This is a genomic window from Parenemella sanctibonifatiensis (assembly GCF_002250565.1).
Classification (GTDB): Bacteria; Actinomycetota; Actinomycetes; order Propionibacteriales; family Propionibacteriaceae; genus Parenemella; species Parenemella sanctibonifatiensis.
This window is the reverse complement of record NZ_NMVJ01000001.1, coordinates 889543-907482: the sequence shown is the minus strand read 5'-3', so window position 1 is coordinate 907482 and position 17940 is coordinate 889543. Positions and strand designations below refer to the sequence as shown.

At 67.4% G+C, this 17940-nt stretch carries 16 protein-coding genes; 14 read left to right on the top strand and 2 right to left on the bottom strand.

What is annotated here, in order from left to right:
- Positions 1-96 precede the first annotated feature (96 nt).
- The 9 genes from CGZ91_RS14510 to CGZ91_RS04200 all read left to right on the top strand — a co-directional run bounded on the left by CGZ91_RS14510 (position 97) and on the right by CGZ91_RS04200 (position 8539).
- Positions 97-468: a hypothetical protein gene (locus tag CGZ91_RS14510; protein ID WP_229116414.1), complete on the top strand. Its 372-nt coding sequence runs from the start codon at positions 97-99 to the stop codon at positions 466-468.
- A 10-nt stretch (positions 469-478) separates the two neighbouring features.
- Positions 479-802 (top strand): YbaB/EbfC family nucleoid-associated protein, encoded by a 324-nt coding sequence (locus tag CGZ91_RS04235; protein WP_229116156.1) that lies wholly within the window; start codon positions 479-481, stop codon positions 800-802.
- Between the two features lie 76 nt (positions 803-878).
- A complete protein-coding gene (gene recR / locus CGZ91_RS04230; protein WP_094451599.1) occupies positions 879-1478 on the top strand; it encodes a recombination mediator RecR in 600 nt (199 codons plus the stop codon).
- Between the two features lie 248 nt (positions 1479-1726).
- Positions 1727-2197 (top strand): RpiB/LacA/LacB family sugar-phosphate isomerase, encoded by a 471-nt coding sequence (locus CGZ91_RS04225; RefSeq protein WP_094451600.1) that lies wholly within the window; start codon positions 1727-1729, stop codon positions 2195-2197.
- A gap of 116 nt (positions 2198-2313) precedes the next feature.
- Positions 2314-3297 carry a hypothetical protein gene (locus CGZ91_RS04220; protein WP_094452773.1) on the top strand — a complete coding sequence of 328 codons (984 nt, stop codon included), beginning with the start codon at positions 2314-2316 and terminating at the stop codon, positions 3295-3297.
- A gap of 29 nt (positions 3298-3326) precedes the next feature.
- The gene (locus CGZ91_RS04215; RefSeq protein WP_094452771.1) at positions 3327-4187 is read left to right on the top strand and encodes an HAD-IIA family hydrolase; all 861 of its coding nucleotides are present in this window, start codon (positions 3327-3329) and stop codon (positions 4185-4187) included.
- A 56-nt stretch (positions 4188-4243) separates the two neighbouring features.
- The gene (locus tag CGZ91_RS04210) at positions 4244-5812 is read left to right on the top strand and encodes an FGGY-family carbohydrate kinase (protein ID WP_094452769.1); all 1569 of its coding nucleotides are present in this window, start codon (positions 4244-4246) and stop codon (positions 5810-5812) included.
- Positions 5813-5841: 29 nt separating this feature from the next.
- Positions 5842-6714 carry a hypothetical protein gene (locus tag CGZ91_RS04205; RefSeq protein ID WP_094452767.1) on the top strand — a complete coding sequence of 291 codons (873 nt, stop codon included), beginning with the start codon at positions 5842-5844 and terminating at the stop codon, positions 6712-6714.
- A gap of 106 nt (positions 6715-6820) precedes the next feature.
- On the top strand, positions 6821-8539 hold the full coding sequence (locus tag CGZ91_RS04200; protein ID WP_094452765.1) for a hypothetical protein: 1719 nt from the start codon (positions 6821-6823) through the stop codon (positions 8537-8539).
- Position 8540: 1 nt separating this feature from the next.
- On the opposite strand, the gene CGZ91_RS04195 is transcribed toward CGZ91_RS04200, so the two are convergent.
- Positions 8541-9152, bottom strand: a complete 612-nt coding sequence (locus CGZ91_RS04195; RefSeq protein WP_094452763.1) for a hypothetical protein — start codon at positions 9150-9152, stop codon at positions 8541-8543.
- A gap of 70 nt (positions 9153-9222) precedes the next feature.
- Here CGZ91_RS04195 and CGZ91_RS04190 point away from each other — a divergent pair, with 70 nt between their 5' ends.
- Positions 9223-9957: a hypothetical protein gene (locus CGZ91_RS04190; RefSeq protein WP_144276773.1), complete on the top strand. Its 735-nt coding sequence runs from the start codon at positions 9223-9225 to the stop codon at positions 9955-9957.
- 269 nt (positions 9958-10226) lie between these two features.
- Positions 10227-13388: an isoleucine--tRNA ligase gene (ileS, locus tag CGZ91_RS04185; protein WP_094452759.1), complete on the top strand. Its 3162-nt coding sequence runs from the start codon at positions 10227-10229 to the stop codon at positions 13386-13388.
- 93 nt (positions 13389-13481) lie between these two features.
- On the opposite strand, the gene CGZ91_RS04180 is transcribed toward ileS, so the two are convergent.
- Positions 13482-14165: a hypothetical protein gene (locus tag CGZ91_RS04180; RefSeq protein WP_094452757.1), complete on the bottom strand. Its 684-nt coding sequence runs from the start codon at positions 14163-14165 to the stop codon at positions 13482-13484.
- A 199-nt stretch (positions 14166-14364) separates the two neighbouring features.
- Here CGZ91_RS04180 and CGZ91_RS04175 point away from each other — a divergent pair, with 199 nt between their 5' ends.
- The 3 genes from CGZ91_RS04175 (at position 14365) to CGZ91_RS04165 (ending at position 17939) form a co-directional block, all read left to right on the top strand.
- Positions 14365-15741: a sn-glycerol-1-phosphate dehydrogenase gene (locus tag CGZ91_RS04175; RefSeq protein ID WP_094452755.1), complete on the top strand. Its 1377-nt coding sequence runs from the start codon at positions 14365-14367 to the stop codon at positions 15739-15741.
- Between the two features lie 82 nt (positions 15742-15823).
- Positions 15824-16078 (top strand): DUF6458 family protein, encoded by a 255-nt coding sequence (locus CGZ91_RS04170; RefSeq protein WP_094452753.1) that lies wholly within the window; start codon positions 15824-15826, stop codon positions 16076-16078.
- A 220-nt stretch (positions 16079-16298) separates the two neighbouring features.
- The gene (locus tag CGZ91_RS04165; RefSeq protein WP_094452751.1) at positions 16299-17939 is read left to right on the top strand and encodes a type 2 periplasmic-binding domain-containing protein; all 1641 of its coding nucleotides are present in this window, start codon (positions 16299-16301) and stop codon (positions 17937-17939) included.
- Position 17940 lies beyond the last annotated feature (1 nt).

Below are 17940 nucleotides of genomic sequence, written 5' to 3'. Positions count from 1 at the left end.
CGCTGGCAGCAATGTGAAGAAGCCTTCACGCAGCGCTCACGTTCACCTCACGTTCATCCGGAAATCTCCTCTCAACGCCGAAGAGGAGGTCCCCGGGTGGACATCACCATTGCGCTCTACTCGCACGACTCAGTTGGACTGGGTCACGCCCGCCGCAACCGGGCCCTGGCGTACGCGCTCGCCGAGCAGTTGCCGGCGCTGACCGGTCGGTCGGTACGCGGCCTGTTGATTGCCGGGCATCCCGAGGCGGGCCGCGACTCGCTGCCTGCCGGCTGGAACTGGCTGGTGTTGCCCGGCGTGACCACCGGGACTGACGGCTACTTCCCCCGCCACCTCGACGCGACGGCCGCCGATGAGGGCGGCGGTGGTGCCGACATGCCCCCGAACTGTCGCTGCCACCGTCTAGAGTGGCTGGCAGGGTTGGCCCACAGCCCGCGCGCGACGCCAGGAGGACCCGATGTTCGGTGAAGGTACCGACATGAACGCACTGCTCCAGCAGGCCCAGGCCATGCAGGAGCAGTTGATGAGTGCCCAGCAGGAGTTGGCCGAGACTGAGGTCACCGGCACCTCCGGTGGCGGGCTGATCGTGGCCACCGTCAGCGGCGCCGGTGAACTGCTCGGCCTCGAGATCAAGCCCGAAGCGTGCGACCCCGAGGACACCGAATCCCTCGCCGACCTGATCGTGGCAGCCGTTCGGGACGCCAACAACCAGGCCTCGGCGCTGGCGCAGTCCAAGATGGGCCCGCTGACCGGCGGGCTCGAGGGCATGGGTGGCATGCCGGGCGGCGTACCGGGGCTCTGACACTCCACCATCATCAGGTCCGGGCGCCGTCGCGGCGGCGGACCCGGACCACCGAGCTTTCACGGAAGGGCGCGCGTTGTACGAAGGGCCGATCCAGGACCTGATCACCGAGTTGGGCATGCTCCCCGGGGTCGGGCCGAAGAGCGCCCAGCGGATCGCCTTCCACGTGTTGTCAGCTGACCGCGAGGACATCGACCGGCTGACCGCAGCCCTCACCCGGGTCAAGGATCAGGTGCACTTCTGCCAGATCTGCTTCAACGTGGCAGAGGGGGAGCGGTGTCGGGTCTGCATGGACGCCCGCCGCGACCAGACTGCGATCTGCGTGGTCGAGGAACCCAAGGACGTCGTGGCGATCGAACGCACGCGGGAGTTCCGCGGCCTCTATCACGTGCTCGGTGGGGCGATCAGCCCGATCGACGGCATCGGCCCCGGCGACCTGCACATCCGCGAACTCGTCCAGCGGCTCGGTGACGGCACCGTCACGGAGGTGATCCTCGCCACCGACCCGAACCTCGATGGCGAGGCGACCGCCTCCTACCTCTCCCGGCTGCTGCTCCCGCTCGGCGTGGCGGTGTCCCGGCTGGCCAGCGGACTGCCGGTCGGCGGTGACCTGGAGTACGCCGACGAGGTCACCCTGGGTCGTGCTTTCGAGGGCCGCCGAGCACTGCGCGCCTGACCCCGTGGTGGGTCCGATCGGGCGCCTGCACACCGGTGCAATTCGGCTGCACGAATGACAACCAGCCCTCACCCTCGACTGAGAAATCGCCCGCAGGGCCGCCGATATTGGCAGTCGAAGCACCGAGTAAACCCATTCTCGGCAAGGCCGATTCGGGTGGACCAAAGGGCATTCTGAATCTGTTCAAAGTCGCAGTTCCGTGTGGTAGCTTTCCTGCCAATCGAGCCCCAAGGACGAAGGGACCTGTCATGGGATTGCGAATTGTGGTCACTGCTGATGCCGCTGCGATCGAGTACAAGGACGCTGTCGCGGCCGAACTCGAGAAGAGTGAGTATGTCGACAGCGTCACTGATCTAGGGCTCCACGCCGGCGAGGACGTCGACTACCCCCACCTCGCCGTCAAGGGCGCCCGCATGATCAAGGCCGGCGAAGCCGACCGCGGCGTGTTCTTGTGTGGCACTGGCATGGGCGTTGCCATCTCCGCCAACAAGGTGCCCGGCATCCGTGCCAGCACCGCCCACGACAGCTTCTCAGTGGAACGACTGGTGCTGTCCAACAACGCCCAGGTGCTCTGCCTGGGTCAGCGAGTGATCGGCGTCGAGCTGGCCAAGCGGCTGGCGCGGGAGTTCGTGAGCTACACCTTTGACCCGCAGTCGCATTCGGCTGCCAAGGTCGAGGCGATCGAGTCCTACGAGACTGGTGAGCCCGAACAGGCCTGATCTGCCTGTATGTCGCGGCCGACCGTCCGGTCGGCTGCACCCCCCAACCCTTTTCACCCCTCCTTGCACCTTCACACCCCACCGCGGTGGGGCCCACGAGAGGATCGACGACGATCATGGACTTCTTTTCGTCCGTCCCACTGCTTGTGTTCGGGATCCTGGCCGCCGCCGCAGGTGGCTGGTTCGGTGCCGCGATCGGCGGCAACTTCTCCTTCGGCATCGCCGGTGTCGCCGTCATGGTGTCGTGGGGAATCCTCGCCGCGACTGGTGACACCGTCGGCTTCGACTACATCGCCTTCGGGCCGTTCACGGGCCCGCACGTCGGCTTCGCCGGCGGTGTCGCGGCGGCGGCGTACGCGTACAAACGCGGTTACATCGACAGCGGACGAGACGTCGTGCTGCCGCTGGCCAGCCTCGGCAAGCCCGACGTGCTGCTGGTCGGCGCCGGCTTCGGTGCCGGCGGCTTCCTGGTCCAGCAGGGCATCGCTCAGATCCCGTGGTTCGGGTCCAACACCGACGCGGTAGCGCTGACCGTGGTCCTCTCCGCGCTGGTGGCCCGTCTCCTGGTCGGCGGCGGCATGGTCCACAGCGAGCGCAAGGAGAACGGCTGGGCGCCCTCGGAGAAGTGGCGCTGGCTGGAATGGCAGGAGAAGCCCGGCCAGTACCTCAGCATCGCCTTCTTCGTCGGCATCCTCGCCGCGGCTGTCTCGATCGTGCTGGGTCACGCCTTCGAGGGTGCCGCGGCGAACGCCCACACCTTCACCTTCGGCATCTCGGCGATCTGCATCATCTTCCTGTCGCTGGGCGCGAACATGCCGGTCACCCACCACATGACCATCATCGGTGGCCTGGCGGCGGCGAAGTTCATGCCGATCCTCGCAGGTGAGGGCTTCAGCTGGACCGGCGAGTGGGGCAGCGGTGAGTGGACCGCCGCCCTGATCGCGGTGTTGATCGGTGCGGTCTTCGCGATGATCTCGGCCACGATCGCCGAGCTCGGCGCCCGCTGGGTCCACAACCGTGGCGACACCCACATCGACCCGCCTGCCTTCGCGATCTGGCCCTCGACCACACTGGTGCTCGGAATCGTCGCATTCCTCTGATCCCGTTCACCGCTTGACCAGGAGTGCTCATGGCAACCACCGGCCCCCTGCGCCACGCAGCTGAGTTCTACGACGCCTACGTCTTCGACCTCGACGGCACGATCTATCTGGGCGACCACCTCCTCCCGGGGGCGGCCCGGATGATCGCCGAGCTGCGGCGCCGGGGGATCCCGGTGCGGTTCCTGTCGAACAACCCCACCAAGGACCCCCAGATGTACAGCGACAAGCTGACCAAGCTGGGGGTGGAGACGTCGGTCGCCGACATCGCCAACACGGTGGTCACCACGACTCGGTGGCTGCAGGCCAACCACCCCGACGCGGTCCTGTTCCCGATCGCTGAGGAGCCGCTGCAGCGTGCGCTGCGCGAGGCCGGCTTCACGCTCAGCGAGGACCCGGAGGAGATCGACATCGTCATCGCCTCCTACGACCGCACGTTCGACTACCGCAAGCTCCAGATCGCCTTCGATGCGATCTGGTTTCACAAGCGTGCCTTTCTCATCACCACCAACCCCGATCGGTTCTGCCCCTTCCCGGGCGGTCGCGGTGAGCCCGATGCCGCCGCGATCGTGGGTGCCATTCAGGGCTGCACCGGCACCGAGCTGGTCAAGAACCTGGGCAAGCCGGATCCGATCATGCTCCACGAGGCACTGGCCAATGTCGACGTCGAGGTGGGCCGTTCCATGATGGTTGGCGACCGCCTCCAGACCGACATCCAGATGGCACTCGACGGCGGCATGGCGTCTGCCTGCGTCCTCACCGGTGAGGCCACCGAGGCCGACGTGCTGGACCGCAGTGCCGACCAGCAGCCCACCCTGCTGCTCGACCGCATCGACCGACTCATCCCGCAGGCTGCCTGGGACGAGCTCGGGTGGAGCGACACCGACGACTGATCCAGTCTGACGGCGTACGCCGTCAGCCTCCAGACCGCCGACGCACAGGAGGAAACATGTCCCCCCGCCTCACCGGCCCATACCTGATGGGCATCGACTTCGGCACCGAATCGTGTCGAGTCGCCATCTTCGACGCCACCGGCAAACCCATCACGTTCGCCGCCACCGAGTACAAGACGACCCATCCGCGGCCGGGCTGGGCCGAGCAGAGCCCCGAGGACTGGTGGGAGGCGCTGCAGGCCTCCTCGCAGAAGGCACTGGCCAAGTCGGGGGTGCCGGCCTCCAGCATCGCCGGCATCTCCTATGACGCCACCACGATGACCGTCGTCGCGATGGACACCAAGGGCGAGGCGCTGCGTCCGGCGATCATGTGGATGGATGTCCGCGCCACCGAGCAGGCAGCGAAGGCCGAGACGATCGACCACTGGGCCCGCCTCTACAACGGCAACGGCACCGCGCCGGCGACCGCTGAGTGGTACCCCTTCAAGGCGGCGTGGCTGCGCCAGCACGAGCGGGACACGTACGACAAGGCGCATCGTCTGGTCGATGCGCCGGACTGGATCACCTACAAGCTGACCGGTGAGTGGAGCGTCAACATCAACTCCGCCGCGCTGCGGATGTACTACAACCGCGACCAGGGCGGCTGGCCGACCGAGTTCTACGAGCACATCGGCTGCGGCGACGTCTTCGACAAGCTGCCCGAGAACGTGGTCGACCTGGGCAAGCCGGTCGGCGAACTCGCCGTCACCCCGGCTCAGCTGCTCGGCCTGCCACCGGGCATCCCGGTGGCACAGGGCTCGGCGGATGCGTGGGCCGGACAGCTCGGACTGGGTGTCACCGACCCAGGCAAGCTGGCGCTCATCACCGGCTCGTCCCATGTGATGTCGGGTCAGTCGGCCGAGCCGCTGCACGGCAAGGGCTTCTTCGGTTCCTACACCGACGGCGTGATCCCCGGCCAGTACACCGTCGAGGGTGGCGGAGTGTCGACCGGTTCGGTGCTGAAGTGGTTCAAGGACAACTTCGCCAGCGACATCGTCGAGCTCGCCGACAAGGTGGGGTTGAATGCGTACGACCTGCTCAACCAGAAGGCGCGTGAGATCCCGGCAGGCTCCGATGGTCTGATCATCAACGAGTACTTCCAGGGCAACCGGACCCCGTACACCGATTCGAAGGCACGCGGCATCATGTGGGGCCTGTCGCTGCACCACGGCCCGGCGCATGTCTACAAGGCGATCCAGGAAGCGGTCTGCTACGGCGTCGCGCAGAACCTGCGCACCATGAATGAGGCCGGCTTCACCGTCACCGAGATGGTGGCCTGTGGTGGCTCGACCAAGTCCCGCGACTGGATGCAGATGCATTCCGATGTCACCGGCGTACCCATCACCGTCACCCAGGTCGGCGACGCCGTCGCGCTCGGCTCGGCGATGATGGCCGCGGTCGGCGCGGAGATCTATCCCGATCTCGGTGCTGCCGCCAAGGAAATGGTGCATGACCTGGAGCAGTACACGCCCAACCAGGAACGCCACGAGGAGTACCAGTTCTACTTGGACGCCTACTGCGAGTCGTATCCGGCGTTGCAGGAGCTCACCCATCGCGTCGTCGACCACGAAGCCGCGAAGGACTGACCGCGTACGCACCGAAAGGACTGGTGTAGATGACCCGGGTGCCCGAGGAGGCACTGTGGCTGGGGTCGGGCACGATCCCGACCGACCAGGCACAGTGCCGGGCGCTGATCCGCAGTGCTCTGACGGAAGCCGGCGCGCAGCTGTCAGCCTCGGCTCTGGATCGGCTGGCCGTCACGTACGCAGAGCCGCCCGCGATCGCGGAGGCGTCGCTGGACCTGTCCGGCGTACGCATCGACCCCATCGATGGCGCTGACGACGCCAAGAACCACGTCCCGCAGGCGCGGCTGGTCGAGGTCGAACAGCCCGCCGGGATCGAGAAGCTGACCGTCCGGGCTGAGCCGCTGCACCTGCAGGAAGCCGACATCGGCGTCGAGCTGGACGCCGACCAGGTGGCCTTCTCGTGGCTGCGGGACACCGAGGGCGGGTTGTGGATCAATCTGCCCGAGCAGCAACCCGACGGGTTCGGCGGACGCGCGGCGCTGACGTTCAACGTCACTGACGTGGTGGCGGTGGTGCGGACGATCGTCGAGAAGGAAGTCGGCGAGAAGGGCAAGCTCAGCGAGTTTGACGCGACCCTGGAGGTGCAGCCACCCCAGGAGCAGCAGCAACGCATCAGCGTCAACGGCGTGCTGGCATTCCGGTATGGGATCGTCGGCGCCCGGGTCCGGGTCGCCGCCGTCGGCCGGCTTCACAACGCTGACGGCCGGGTGGTGCTGGAGGACCTCAAGGTGACCAGTCGCCATCCGCTGCTGGCACTGGGCCTGCGCATCTATCGCTCGATGATCACCAGGGTGGTGGGCCGATCCTGGTCGCCGTCGGAGTCGGTGCCGGGCGTCACGGTCACGAACGTGGAGATCACCCAGTACGGCAACGACATCCGCGGGACCTGCGAGTTCAGCTGACCGGCTCGGGATCCGGCCGGTTCCGCCGTCGCCCGCCGATGTCTCACTTGGTAAGCAGGTCGACACTGCGGCTGATGTTGGTCCCGGCAGCGACGACAATGACCTCGTGAGCATCAGCGACGTTGAGTGGTGGTTCAGCGACCGGGACAACGCACTTCGGCGGGCCATGGAGGCAGAGGCGGCGGCGCGTGCCCGGTCCAATGCGAGACACCGCAGCCAGATCCGACAACTGACCAGCCAACTCCAAGGTGTGGGCAGTGACCTGCGCGTTCAGTTGAACGCGCTGCAGTCTGCTTTCGTGGCCTTCGTCGAGCTTGATGCACTGCGGCAGCAGCTCGCTCAAACGCCGGATCTGTTGAAGATGCGTGGCTGGGCGCTGGCTGACCTGGAGACTCTCACCGAAGGCGGCATCCCGCCGGAACGACCCGACGTCGAGGGGCACTGGCTACCGCCGGCGGTGGCTGCGTTGCGGCCGGACGGTTCGCTGGATCCCCGGCTCGCAGCGGTGGCGCGGGAGCGTGATGATGTCCGCACCCGCCGTCTGCATGTCTTGGCGCGCGCCGCGCTGGGCCAGGGGGCAGCGGTCGCCGCCGAGATCCCGGAGCTGATGCAGATCCGGGTGACGCGGCCGGAGCCGACCAATCGTTCGCTCGGGTCGTTGCGACTGGCGACGGACAAGCCGGAGCGGCGCACCTGGGATGAGGGGCAGGTGGCGCTGTGGGGAGCCGTGCTGCGTGGCGCGTTCGGTCCGCAGGCCTTGCCGCTGCTGCTGCCGGTCTTGCAGGAGGCGCTGGCAAGCGATGAGCGCAACGATGAATGGCTGCGGAGGCTGAGCGACAGCGACACGGTCAAGACCGCCCTGACTGCAACAGCTGCCGCGAACGAAGCCCTCGCCGATGCGATCGAGGAGGTGGCTCCGATCTCCGCGTCGGCCACGGCGGGGTCCGAGGACACCCGGTGGCGGATGCGGCTGACGGACCTGCGCCGCTTCACCGGCACGCTCGGCAGCCCGGTCGAGGAGCCAGAGCCCGAGGCTGATGCCGAGCCCGAGACGGTCGTCGACGAGGTCCGTGTCGTCACCCCGGAGGAGGCCTGGTCCGACACCCAGGGTGCCTTGTTGGGGGCCGCCGCCGGAGTGATCCAGTCCGAGAGTGACCACGATCTCGACGCGATGCTGGCGAGTTTGGCGCGGCTGGAACGACGCTTCGAGGATCCGCTCGGGCCGGCCCCGGCAGACGAGGAGCCCGCCGCGCACGACGTCGCCGAACTGGTCCGGGCGACCGCCGCCGACGAGCACGCCAGTCCCCGTGACCGGCGCCTCATGTGGCAGGCGATCACGTGCGGTTGGCAGGGCCAGCTCGCCGAAGCAGCCGAGGCGCCAGCCCCCCGACCGGAGGCCTTGGCCGGGCGTAGTCACGGCATTGACGTGACCGCCAAGGGTTACTCCACCAGCGACGTACGCCGGCGGGAACAGGTGCTCGAGGAGAGATTCGGGCTGTCATTGCCGCAGCGTCATGCACTACCGATCATGGTCACTGGCGGCGTACTGGCCGTGCTCGGTCTGGTGCTGCTCTTCGCCGGGTTTTCGGTGCCGACCTCGCTGACGCTGTTGGCGGTGGGCATTGCCGTGGCCATCGCTGGTCATCACTTCCGCACCACCCGACAGGCCAGCGAGCGGTCGCGGCTGGCGGAGGGTGACGTCCGCTCCCAGGTGGAGCGACTTCACGAGAAGCTGGCCGCCAGTCACCAGCGGGCAGTCGAGGAACACGAGGCTGAGGTGGCCGCCGCGCAACGGGCGCTACGAGCCGTACGCCGGCTGGGCTGAGTCAGCCTGCGGCGTAGCGTCCCGGCTCGGCTCTCCCGGCGTACAGCTGATGGGCCCGCTCCATCACCTCGAACATCCGCTTGATGCGCCAGGTGTGGGAGCCTTCGATCGCTACCCGATGGGCACCGCCCGACAGCGGGGCCTCGATCTTGGAGATCCCACGAGCCACCCGAGAATCCCCGAGCAGTGCGTCGTGCGCCTCGGGCGTGACCTGCAGCATGATGAGTCGGAGCCGGCGGGTGCGGTGGAAGTCGATGGCCTCGATGTCGCCCCAGGCGAAACCCCACTGGTCGACCCAGTGGCCCTTGATCAGCTGCTGACGGGCCACGCCTCGATGGGTGACGTGGATCCGAAAGGGCCGCAGCAACTGGATCAGCAGGGCTGGCACGCCCAGGACTCCGAAGAACCCAAATGCCACCGTGCAAATCCAGAAGGCGAAGTTGAGGAGGGCTCGGACGCCATGGTCCCGGAAGAAGACGATGATCCCCACCAAACCGAAAAGGCCGAAGACGAGCGCGATCACCAGCAACCCGAGCACCTTGCCGGCCGGTTGGCGATAGGAAAGCTCCCCGGTGCGCTGCAACTGCAAGATTGAGTCCTCGACCTTGGCCACGAACCCCTCCTGTCGGTTGACACAACCCGCCAAGTGTAGGCGTCGAGCGGTCGTCGGGTAGCGTCGCGGCGTGGGTCACGACAACCAACGCAACGACTCCGGGTGGGGCCAGTCCCCGCAGGGGCAGCCGCCGTCCACTTGGCTCCCCGAGAACGGCCCCCAGCAGGCGCCCGCTCGCGAGCCCAAGGAAGAACCGGCCACCATGCGCTGGGGGATGCAGATCACCGCCGCCGTGGTCGCGGTCGTCTTCATCATCGGGTTGGACCTGCTCGCCTCCGCGGGCCTGCTCCGCACCCAGAACAACAGCGAGGTCGAGCCCGGCCCGATCTGGCTGGGGATCATGGTCGGGGTGCTGTCCGGTTATCTGCCCTTCTTGCTGCACGAACGAGACCGCCAGGACAACGGCTTCCCGCCCGCGACGGTGAGCCGAATCATGGTCACGGGGCCGCTGGTCGTGACTGGAGGCATGGCGGTGGTGGCGGGTTACTACGTCCTGCAGGGGTACGCCGGCCCGTGGGGCTCGGTTGGCGGTTCGATGACGCAACCGCTCGGTTTGGTGGCCTTTCTGGGCACCACCTGGACGATCGGCAATCTGGCCATGATCACGGGCGTGCCCGCGATGGCCGGGTTTGCGAAGTTGTGGCACGCGCTGGGGTGGGCCGGCATTCTGATCGCCGGTGGCATCGGTGGCGCCTTCATCTTCACCGCCCCCGTGCAGGTCCTGGCCGTCACTGCGGTGCTGGGCCTGGCCACCGCGGTGTGGGCCTGGCTCGTGGGCCGCAAGGTGGCTCGCCAGACCGCCTGATCCGGGCCGGGAAATCCTCTCGGCAACACCGGTGGTGTCGGGGTACACTCTCCCCGTCGCACGGCGCAGATGGGGCCATCACCCCGGAGCTGCCGGAAGAACGGCTCCACTGTCCATTGAACTGGCGGAGCTCACTAGAACCGGCCGCGGCGAGCAAGAGTGGGTACGCCGGTGGCGTGCCAACAAGGGTGGTACCGCGGGCCTCGGCTCGTCCCTTGCAGTTGAACGACCTGTAACTGGACGATGCCGCACCTTCAGGAGAGCCTCGCATGACCGCCGAACGCCATTGGCCCGTTGTTCCCGCGCAGATCGACCTGCCCGCGACCGACCACGAGATCTTGGCCCTCTGGCGCGACGAGGGCACCTTCAGCAAGGCGCTTGAGCAGACCCGGGACGGCCAGCCGTGGAACTTCTACGAGGGCCCGCCGACCGCCAACGGCCAGCCCGGCACCCACCATGTCGAAGCCCGGGTCTTCAAGGACATGTTCCCTCGCTACCAGACCATGCAGGGCCGCTTCGTTGACCGCCGCGCCGGCTGGGACTGCCACGGTCTGCCCGTCGAGCTCGCCGTCGAGAAGGAGATCGGCATCAACGGCAAGCCGGAGATCGAGGCGTACGGCATCGAGAAGTTCAACGCCAGGTGCCGCGCCTCGGTGCACCGCCACGTCGATGCCTTCACCGAGATGACCGAGCGGATGGGTTACTGGGTCGACTTCGACGAGGCCTACTGGACGATGAACTCCAGCTACGTCGAGTCGGTGTGGTGGGCGCTGAAGCAGATCTTCGACAAGGGCCTGCTCAGCCAGGACCACCGGGTCGCCCCCTACTGCCCGCGCTGTGGCACCGGGCTGAGTGACCACGAGGTCGCCCAGGGCTACGAGGACATCACCGACCCCTCCGTCTACGTACGCTTCCCGCTCACCTCGGGCCCGCTCGCCGGGCAGGCCTCCCTGCTGGTGTGGACCACCACGCCGTGGACGCTGGTTTCCAACACCGCGGTGGCGGTGCACCCCGAGGTCACCTACCTGGCGATGAGCAACGGCTCCGAAACCCTGGTGGTCGCCGAACCGCTGGTCGAGACTGCGCTCCCGAGCAAGGAGGGCGAGCCGACCTGGCAGCCCACCGGACAGAGCTGGACCGGCCGCGAACTGGAGCGCTGGGCGTACGAGCGTCCGTTCGACTTCGTGTCCTTTGAGAAGCCGGCCCATTTCGTGGTGCTCGCCGACTACGTCACCACCACCGACGGCACCGGTCTGGTCCATCAGGCGCCCGCCTTCGGCGCTGACGACATGACGGTGTGCCGCAGCTACGGCCTTGAGGTCGTCAATCCGATCCAGCCGGATGGCCATTTCGGCCCGGACGTGCCGCTGGTGGGTGGGGAGTTCTTCAAGGCCGCCGACCCCGCGCTGGTGGCTGACCTGACCGATCGCGGCCTGATGTTCCGCAAGCTCGACTACCTGCACGCCTACCCGCACTGCTGGCGCTGCCACACCCCGCTGATGTACTACGCGCAGCCGTCGTGGTACATCCGCACCACCCAGGTCAAGGACCAGCTGATCGCCCAGAACGAGGCGACCACCTGGCATCCCGACCACATCAAGCACGGCCGCTACGGCGACTGGCTGGAAAACAACATCGACTGGGCGCTGTCGCGCAGCCGTTACTGGGGCACGCCGCTGCCGATCTGGCGCAACGACGCCGACCCGAGTCGGATGGTCTGTATCGGCTCGCTGGCCGAGCTGTCGGCGTACGCCGGTCGCGACCTGTCCGGCCTGGATCCGCACCGCCCCTTCATCGATGAGGTGACCTTCACCGTCGACGGCGAGGAAGGCACCTACCGGCGGGTGCCCGACGTGATCGATGGCTGGTTCGACTCGGGTGCGATGCCGTTCGCGCAGTTCGGATATCCCTGGGTCGAGGGATCCAAGGAACGCTTCGAGGCCGCCTATCCGGCCGACTTCATCTGCGAGGGGATCGACCAGACTCGCGGCTGGTTCTACACCCTGATGGCGGTCGGGACGCTGGTCTTCGGCGAGAGCGCCTACCGCGACGTACTGTGTCTGGGGCTGCTCCTGGCCGAGGACGGCCGCAAGATGTCCAAGCACCTGGGCAACATCCTGCTGCCGATCCCGCTGATGGATGACCACGGCGCCGACGCGGTGCGCTGGTTCATGGCCGCCGGCGGATCCCCGTGGGCGTCGCGCCGGGTGGGCGACACCACCCTCAACGACACGGTCCGCAAGGTGATCCTGACCTACTGGAACACCGTCGCCTTCCACGCGCTGTACGCCCGCGTCAACAACTGGTTGCCCGGCCAGCAGTCGAGTGATGGGCGGGGCTCGAGTCACGTGTTGGATCGCTGGCTGCGTAGCCGCACCCAGGCGCTGGTGCGCGATGTCACCGCGGCTATGGACGGCTTCGACAGCCTGCGCGCCGGCCAGCTGCTGGAGGGCTTCGTCGACGAACTGTCCAATTGGTACGTGCGCCGCTCCCGTCGGCGGTTCTGGGACGGCGAGCCGGGCGCACTGCAGACCCTTCAGGACACTCTGCAGACACTGACGCTGCTGATGGCGCCGATCATGCCGTTCGTCACCGAGAAGGTTTGGCAGCAGATCATCGTCCCGGTCACCCCGGGGGTGGCTGAATCGGTGCACTTGGCCGGCTGGCCGACCGCCGACGAGTCGGCGATCGACGCCGACCTGGATCGCGGCATGGCACTCACCAAGCGCCTGGTGGAGCTCGGTCGCGGCGCCCGCGCGGAGGCCAAGGTCAAGATCCGGCAGCCGCTGCGGCGGGCTCTGGTGCCCTCCGCGGCGTACGGACAACTCACCGACGACCTGCGCGCCGAGATCTGCCAGGAGCTCAACGTGCAGGCCGTGGAGTCCTTCGCCAATGCCGGGGACCTGATCGACTACGAGGCCAAGGGCAACTTCCGCAACCTCGGCAAGCGGTTCGGCAAGCAGACTCCGGTGGTGGCCAAGGCGATCGCCGCGGCTGACGCGGCTTGGCTGGCGAGCAGCCTGCCGCAGGGGCCGGTCACCTTGGAGGTGACGGGCTTCGACGAACCGGTCGAGGTCGGCGCCGACGACGTGCTGCTCACCGAACGGCCCCGGGAGGGCTGGTCGGTCATCAACGAGCAGGGCGAGACGGTGGCGCTCGACCTGGAGCTCACTCCGGAGCTGGTGCGGGCCGGTCTGGCCCGTGAGGTCGTACGCCTGGTGCAGGAGACCCGCAAGAACTCCGGCTTCGAGGTGTCGGACCGGATCTCGCTGACCTGGTTCGCTGATGGTGACCTGGCCGAGGCGGTACGCGAGCACGCCGACCTCATCGCAGACGAGGTCCTGGCGACCTCGATGGCCGAAGCCGACCCCGGCCCGGACGCCGTCGTCGACGACGAGTTGGGCCTGCGGTTGGGCATCAGCAAGGCCTGATCCGTACCCGAACGACACCGAACGGGGGCGGCTTCGCAGCCGCCCCCGTCACGTTTTCTGATGGGATTGCAGTCGGTGAGACCCCCTGAGGTCTCACTCGCCGGCGAAGGACCAGCTGATCTGGTTGGCACCGTCCTCGAACCTGCCGTCGGAGAATGCGACCGAGCTGATGATGATGTCCGGTGCGACCTCGAGGGTGACCGTGTCGGAGGTGCACTCACCCTCGGACAGGGTGCCTTCGAAGTCACCGGCCTGGAGGTTCTCGAACTCCGACAGCGCGATCGGCTTGGCGTCCTCCGGCGTCGAGGTCTCACCGTCGTAGGCGATCAGGTACCAGTGGTCGAGGGTGATCTCGGCGTCCTCGCGGTCCTCGGGCTGGTAGGCATTGCAGACTTCGAGCTCGAGGCTGACGTCGGTCTCGGCGCGGGTGTAGTCCTTGACGGTGACGTCCCAGAACGGCGTCTTCACGGTTTCTCCGACGGTCACCTCGTCCTGGACGCTGTCCAGGGGGCGGTCCTCGGCACCACTCGATGAGGAGGTTTCCGGCGACGACGAGCTGGATTCCGACGAACTGGTCTCCGACGAGCTGGGTTCGCTCGTCGACGTCGTCTCCGCAGGCGTGGTGGTCGCAGGGACCTCCACCGTGGTGGTCTCGACCGGGGTGGTCGGCTCGCCGCCGGCCTCGGGTTGCGAACAGCCAGCAACCGCGACCAGTGCTGCTGCGGCCAGGCCAGCGCCGAGGCGGGCAAGCTTTGCGGACGAGGTGATGCGTGACATGTGACTCCCTTTCCGAGGTTGCCATGTTCATGGTCGGGCGTGATGGGGGACCACACCGGTCAGCGAGGCCCTGACGAGCGCCAGTCCATGATTAGTACGATGTCAGGGGCGGGCCGGGTTGCCCGAACCAGGGAACTTTTTTCCCGGACCCGTTTGGCGGGCAGTGCACAGCTGCCGACACTCAACCGGAAGGGTGACCATGTCTGACCTGATCAACACGGCGCTGGAAAGTTCCACCGACACCAAGGCGATCGTCACCGGTCGCGGTGTGGTCGGGCGTACGGGCGAGGTCTTCCGAGAGGTGTTCGGCGACCAGAGCGCCATCATCGTTGCCGACGAGAACACCTGGGCGGTCGCCGGAGACCAGGTCAAGGCCTCCTTGGAGGCGGCCGGCGTCACCCTTCTCGACCCCTACATCTTCCCGGGTACGCCGACCCTGTACGCCGGCTACGAGAACGTCACCACGCTGCGCGAGGCGCTGCAGCAGGTCGACGCGATCGCGGTCTCGATCGCCTCCGGCACCCTCAATGACATCGCCAAGCTGGCCTCCGGTGAGCTGGGACGGGCGTACATGAACGTCTGCACCGCAGCGTCGATGGACGGGTACGCCGCCTACGGCGCCTCCATCACCCGCGACGGGTTCAAAATCACCCGTGACTGCCCGGCCCCGGCCGCGCTGGTCGCTGACTTCGACATCATGGCCGCTGCGCCGCCGCGGCTGACCGCCACCGGCCTGGGTGACCTGATCGAGAAGGTGCCCGGCGGCGCGGACTGGCTGGTCGCCGACGAACTCGGCATCGAGGCCGTCGACGAGGATGTCTGGGACCTGGTCCAGAAGCCGCTGCGGGCGGCGCTGTCCAACCCCGACGGGCTGCGCGCCGGCGACCCCGAGGCCGTTGAGGGTCTCGCCGAGGAGTTGCTGCTGTCCGGGCTGGCGATGCAGGCCCACCAGTCCTCCCGGCCGGCGTCGGGCGCCGGACACAATTTCTCCCACCAGTGGGAGATGGAGGGCCACGGTCTGGACTGGGAGCCCCCGTTGAGCCACGGCAACAAGGTCGGCATCGGAGCGGTCGCGACCTCGGCCGTCTATGACCTGCTCGCATCCCTCGATGTCGCCGGGGTGGACCCCGAGGCCCGGGCCGCGGCCTGGCTCAGCCCCGAGGAGGACGAGGCCCGCGTCAAGGCGCTGCAGCCGGTGCCGGCGATCCAGGAAGCCGCGCTGGGGCAGTCGCGGGCGAAGTACATCCCGGCCGAGGAGGTGCCGGCCCGGATCCGGCTGATCCAGGAGCACTGGCCCGCGATCCTGGAACGGGTCAAGCCGCAGGTGATGCCGGCCGCTGAGATCGCCGACATCCTCAAGCGCGTTGGCGGTCCCTACCACCCGGCCCAGGTGGACGTTGACCTCGACAAGATGAAGCTGACCTACTACCAGTCCCAGACGATCCGTGCCCGCTACACGATCATGGACGCGCTGTTCGAGCTCGGTCTGCTGGAACAGGTGGTCGAGACCCTGTTCGCCCCGGGCGGCTACTGGGCCGAGGCCGAGGTGCCGACCGAAGGACACCTGCACAGCTGACCCGCGGTGCGCGAAACCGTGTCGACATCGGGTTAGAGTTCGTACGCCCGGCACGCGTCGCGGCAGTCAACAGGAGGACAGAATGCGTATCGGACTTGGTGTATTTCTCATGGCCCTCGGTGCGATCGTGGCGTGGGCATTGCCCGGCCTGTGGTCGATCGACGGTGTCGAATGGTCGATGATCGGCTACATCCTCATCGCCGCCGGTGCGATCGTGACGATCTTCAGCATCATCATGATGACCCGTTCGCGTAACACCTCCCAGGTCACGCACACCAGCGTCGACCCGACCACCGGTTCGCGGGTGGATCGCAGCGAGCGTCGCGACGACATCTGAGGTCAGTTCCAGACACCAGCACAGCCAGACAACCCGCGCCCCAGCGGAGGTAGGTCGCACCTGTCGCGACCCACCGCCGCCGGGGCGCGGTTGGTTGTTGCATGGGATGGTGGACGCGATGAACACAACGTTGTAAAGTCGTCAGAAAGCGCAATCCCCATCGTGGTGGCGCCCATCGGCTCACCCCAAGCCATTCCATCAAGGTTGATCGGAGTAGTGAATGTCCCCCTTCCACACCAACCGAGCCGCAGCACCGATGCTGAACCGGCGTACCTTGCTCGGCGGCGCCGCCGCAGCAGCAGCGATCGCCACCGTCGGCTGCACCACCGAGAAGCCGCAGGAGGACACCGCCCAGAACCGGGCCGTGCTGCCCTCCTACATTCCCTACGACGGGGTCGAGCCGGACTATCCAGCCGAATCGGGGCGCAGCTCCGCTGCGTTCACCACCTACCCCGCGGATCCGCCGGTCTTCAGCGACCAGACCCCCGGCGACGGCACCCCGGTCACCTTCATGGGGCCGACCTCGTTCGCGCCGCCGCCGACCCTGCCCAACAACAAGTTCTGGCAGGAGATGAACGAGCGGGTCGGTTCGCCGCTGGACATCGTGGTCACGCCGGCGGGGGAGTACAACGCCAAGTTTGCCACCGCGACGGCCGGCGACCTGTTGCCGGACATGTTCTACATCGGCGCGGCCACCTCGCTGCCGCAGTTCATGTCGGCGACCGCTGCCGACCTCACCGACTTCCTGGCCGGCGACGCGATCACCGACTATCCCGGTCTGGCCAACATTCCGGAGGCGTCCTGGCGTCAGTGTGTCTTTGGTGGCCGGATCCGCGCCCTCCCGCTGGAGCGAGGCCTGGTGTCGCTCGGCTCCATCCTGTGCCGCGAGGACCTGATGGAAGCCGCCGGTATGTCCGTCGCGGATGCCACCGACCTGGCCGCGCTGGAGGAGATGTCGAAGGAACTCACCGGCGGCGGACAGTTTGCCTGGACCGGTTCGCCGCTGGGGCACATCAAGTCGATGTACGACATCCCCCAGACCTTCATCCGTGACGAGGGCGGCCGGCTGACCCAGGCGCTCCTGGACGAGCGCCAGGAGGAAGCGCTCGAGGCCGCTCGGCGGATGACCGCGGACGGGGTGGTGCACCCGGAGGCCGCTGCCACCCAGGTCGCCAACCGCAAGGCATGGTTCGGCACCGGCATCGGCGTCCTGCATCCCGATTCCTTCATTGCCTGGTTCAGCCTCTACGTGCAGTACGGCAACCAGACCGAGGGGCTGGAGATCCAGGCGCTGCCCGTCAACGGCGTCAACGGTGGCAAGGGCACCCAGTCGCTGCCCAACCCCAACTTCGGGATCACCGCGATCAACGCCAACGTCGGGGACCGGTTGCCCACGCTGCTCAAGATCGCTGACTGGCTGGCCGCGCCGGTCGGCACCGAGGAGTACCGCTTCAACAAGTACGGCATCGAGGGCCACAACTTCACCCTCGAGAACGGCAGCTCCGATCCGGTCCCGACCGACAAGGCCGACGAGGTCAACATCGGTTCGCTCTACATGTGTGATGCCGCCCGCGCGATCTATTCACCCGGACGTCCGGATGCGGTGGAGTCTGCCTGGAACCACCAGCGCAGCGTCACGGAGAAGTGCCTGGACAACCCGGTCTTCGGTTACTACTCCGCGAGCGCCGAGAAGAACCTCAGCGCGCTCAACCGGGATCTCAAGGGCGTCTCGGAGGACATCGTGCTGGGTCGGCGGCCGGTCTCGGACTGGCGCCCCGCTGCCCAGCGCTGGATCGACGAGGGTGGCCAGACCATCATCGACGAGTACCAGAAGGACATCGACACCAACCCGATGGAGTGAC

What these genes read in the sequence shown, in the direction of transcription:
- CGZ91_RS04225 (WP_094451600.1), top strand. Translation starts at nt 1,727, where the DNA reads ATGGGATTGCGAATTGTGGTCACTGCTGATGCCGCTGCGATCGAGTAC.
- CGZ91_RS04215 (WP_094452771.1), top strand. Translation starts at nt 3,327, where the DNA reads ATGGCAACCACCGGCCCCCTGCGCCACGCAGCTGAGTTCTACGACGCC.
- ileS (WP_094452759.1), top strand. Translation starts at nt 10,227, where the DNA reads ATGACCGCCGAACGCCATTGGCCCGTTGTTCCCGCGCAGATCGACCTG.
- CGZ91_RS04175 (WP_094452755.1), top strand. Translation starts at nt 14,365, where the DNA reads ATGTCTGACCTGATCAACACGGCGCTGGAAAGTTCCACCGACACCAAG.
- CGZ91_RS04205 (WP_094452767.1), top strand. Translation starts at nt 5,842, where the DNA reads ATGACCCGGGTGCCCGAGGAGGCACTGTGGCTGGGGTCGGGCACGATC.
- CGZ91_RS04180 (WP_094452757.1), bottom strand. Translation starts at nt 14,165, where the DNA reads ATGTCACGCATCACCTCGTCCGCAAAGCTTGCCCGCCTCGGCGCTGGC.
- CGZ91_RS04235 (WP_229116156.1), top strand. Translation starts at nt 479, where the DNA reads ATGAACGCACTGCTCCAGCAGGCCCAGGCCATGCAGGAGCAGTTGATG.
- CGZ91_RS04170 (WP_094452753.1), top strand. Translation starts at nt 15,824, where the DNA reads ATGCGTATCGGACTTGGTGTATTTCTCATGGCCCTCGGTGCGATCGTG.
- CGZ91_RS04220 (WP_094452773.1), top strand. Translation starts at nt 2,314, where the DNA reads ATGGACTTCTTTTCGTCCGTCCCACTGCTTGTGTTCGGGATCCTGGCC.
- CGZ91_RS04210 (WP_094452769.1), top strand. Translation starts at nt 4,244, where the DNA reads ATGTCCCCCCGCCTCACCGGCCCATACCTGATGGGCATCGACTTCGGC.
- CGZ91_RS04165 (WP_094452751.1), top strand. Translation starts at nt 16,299, where the DNA reads ATGTCCCCCTTCCACACCAACCGAGCCGCAGCACCGATGCTGAACCGG.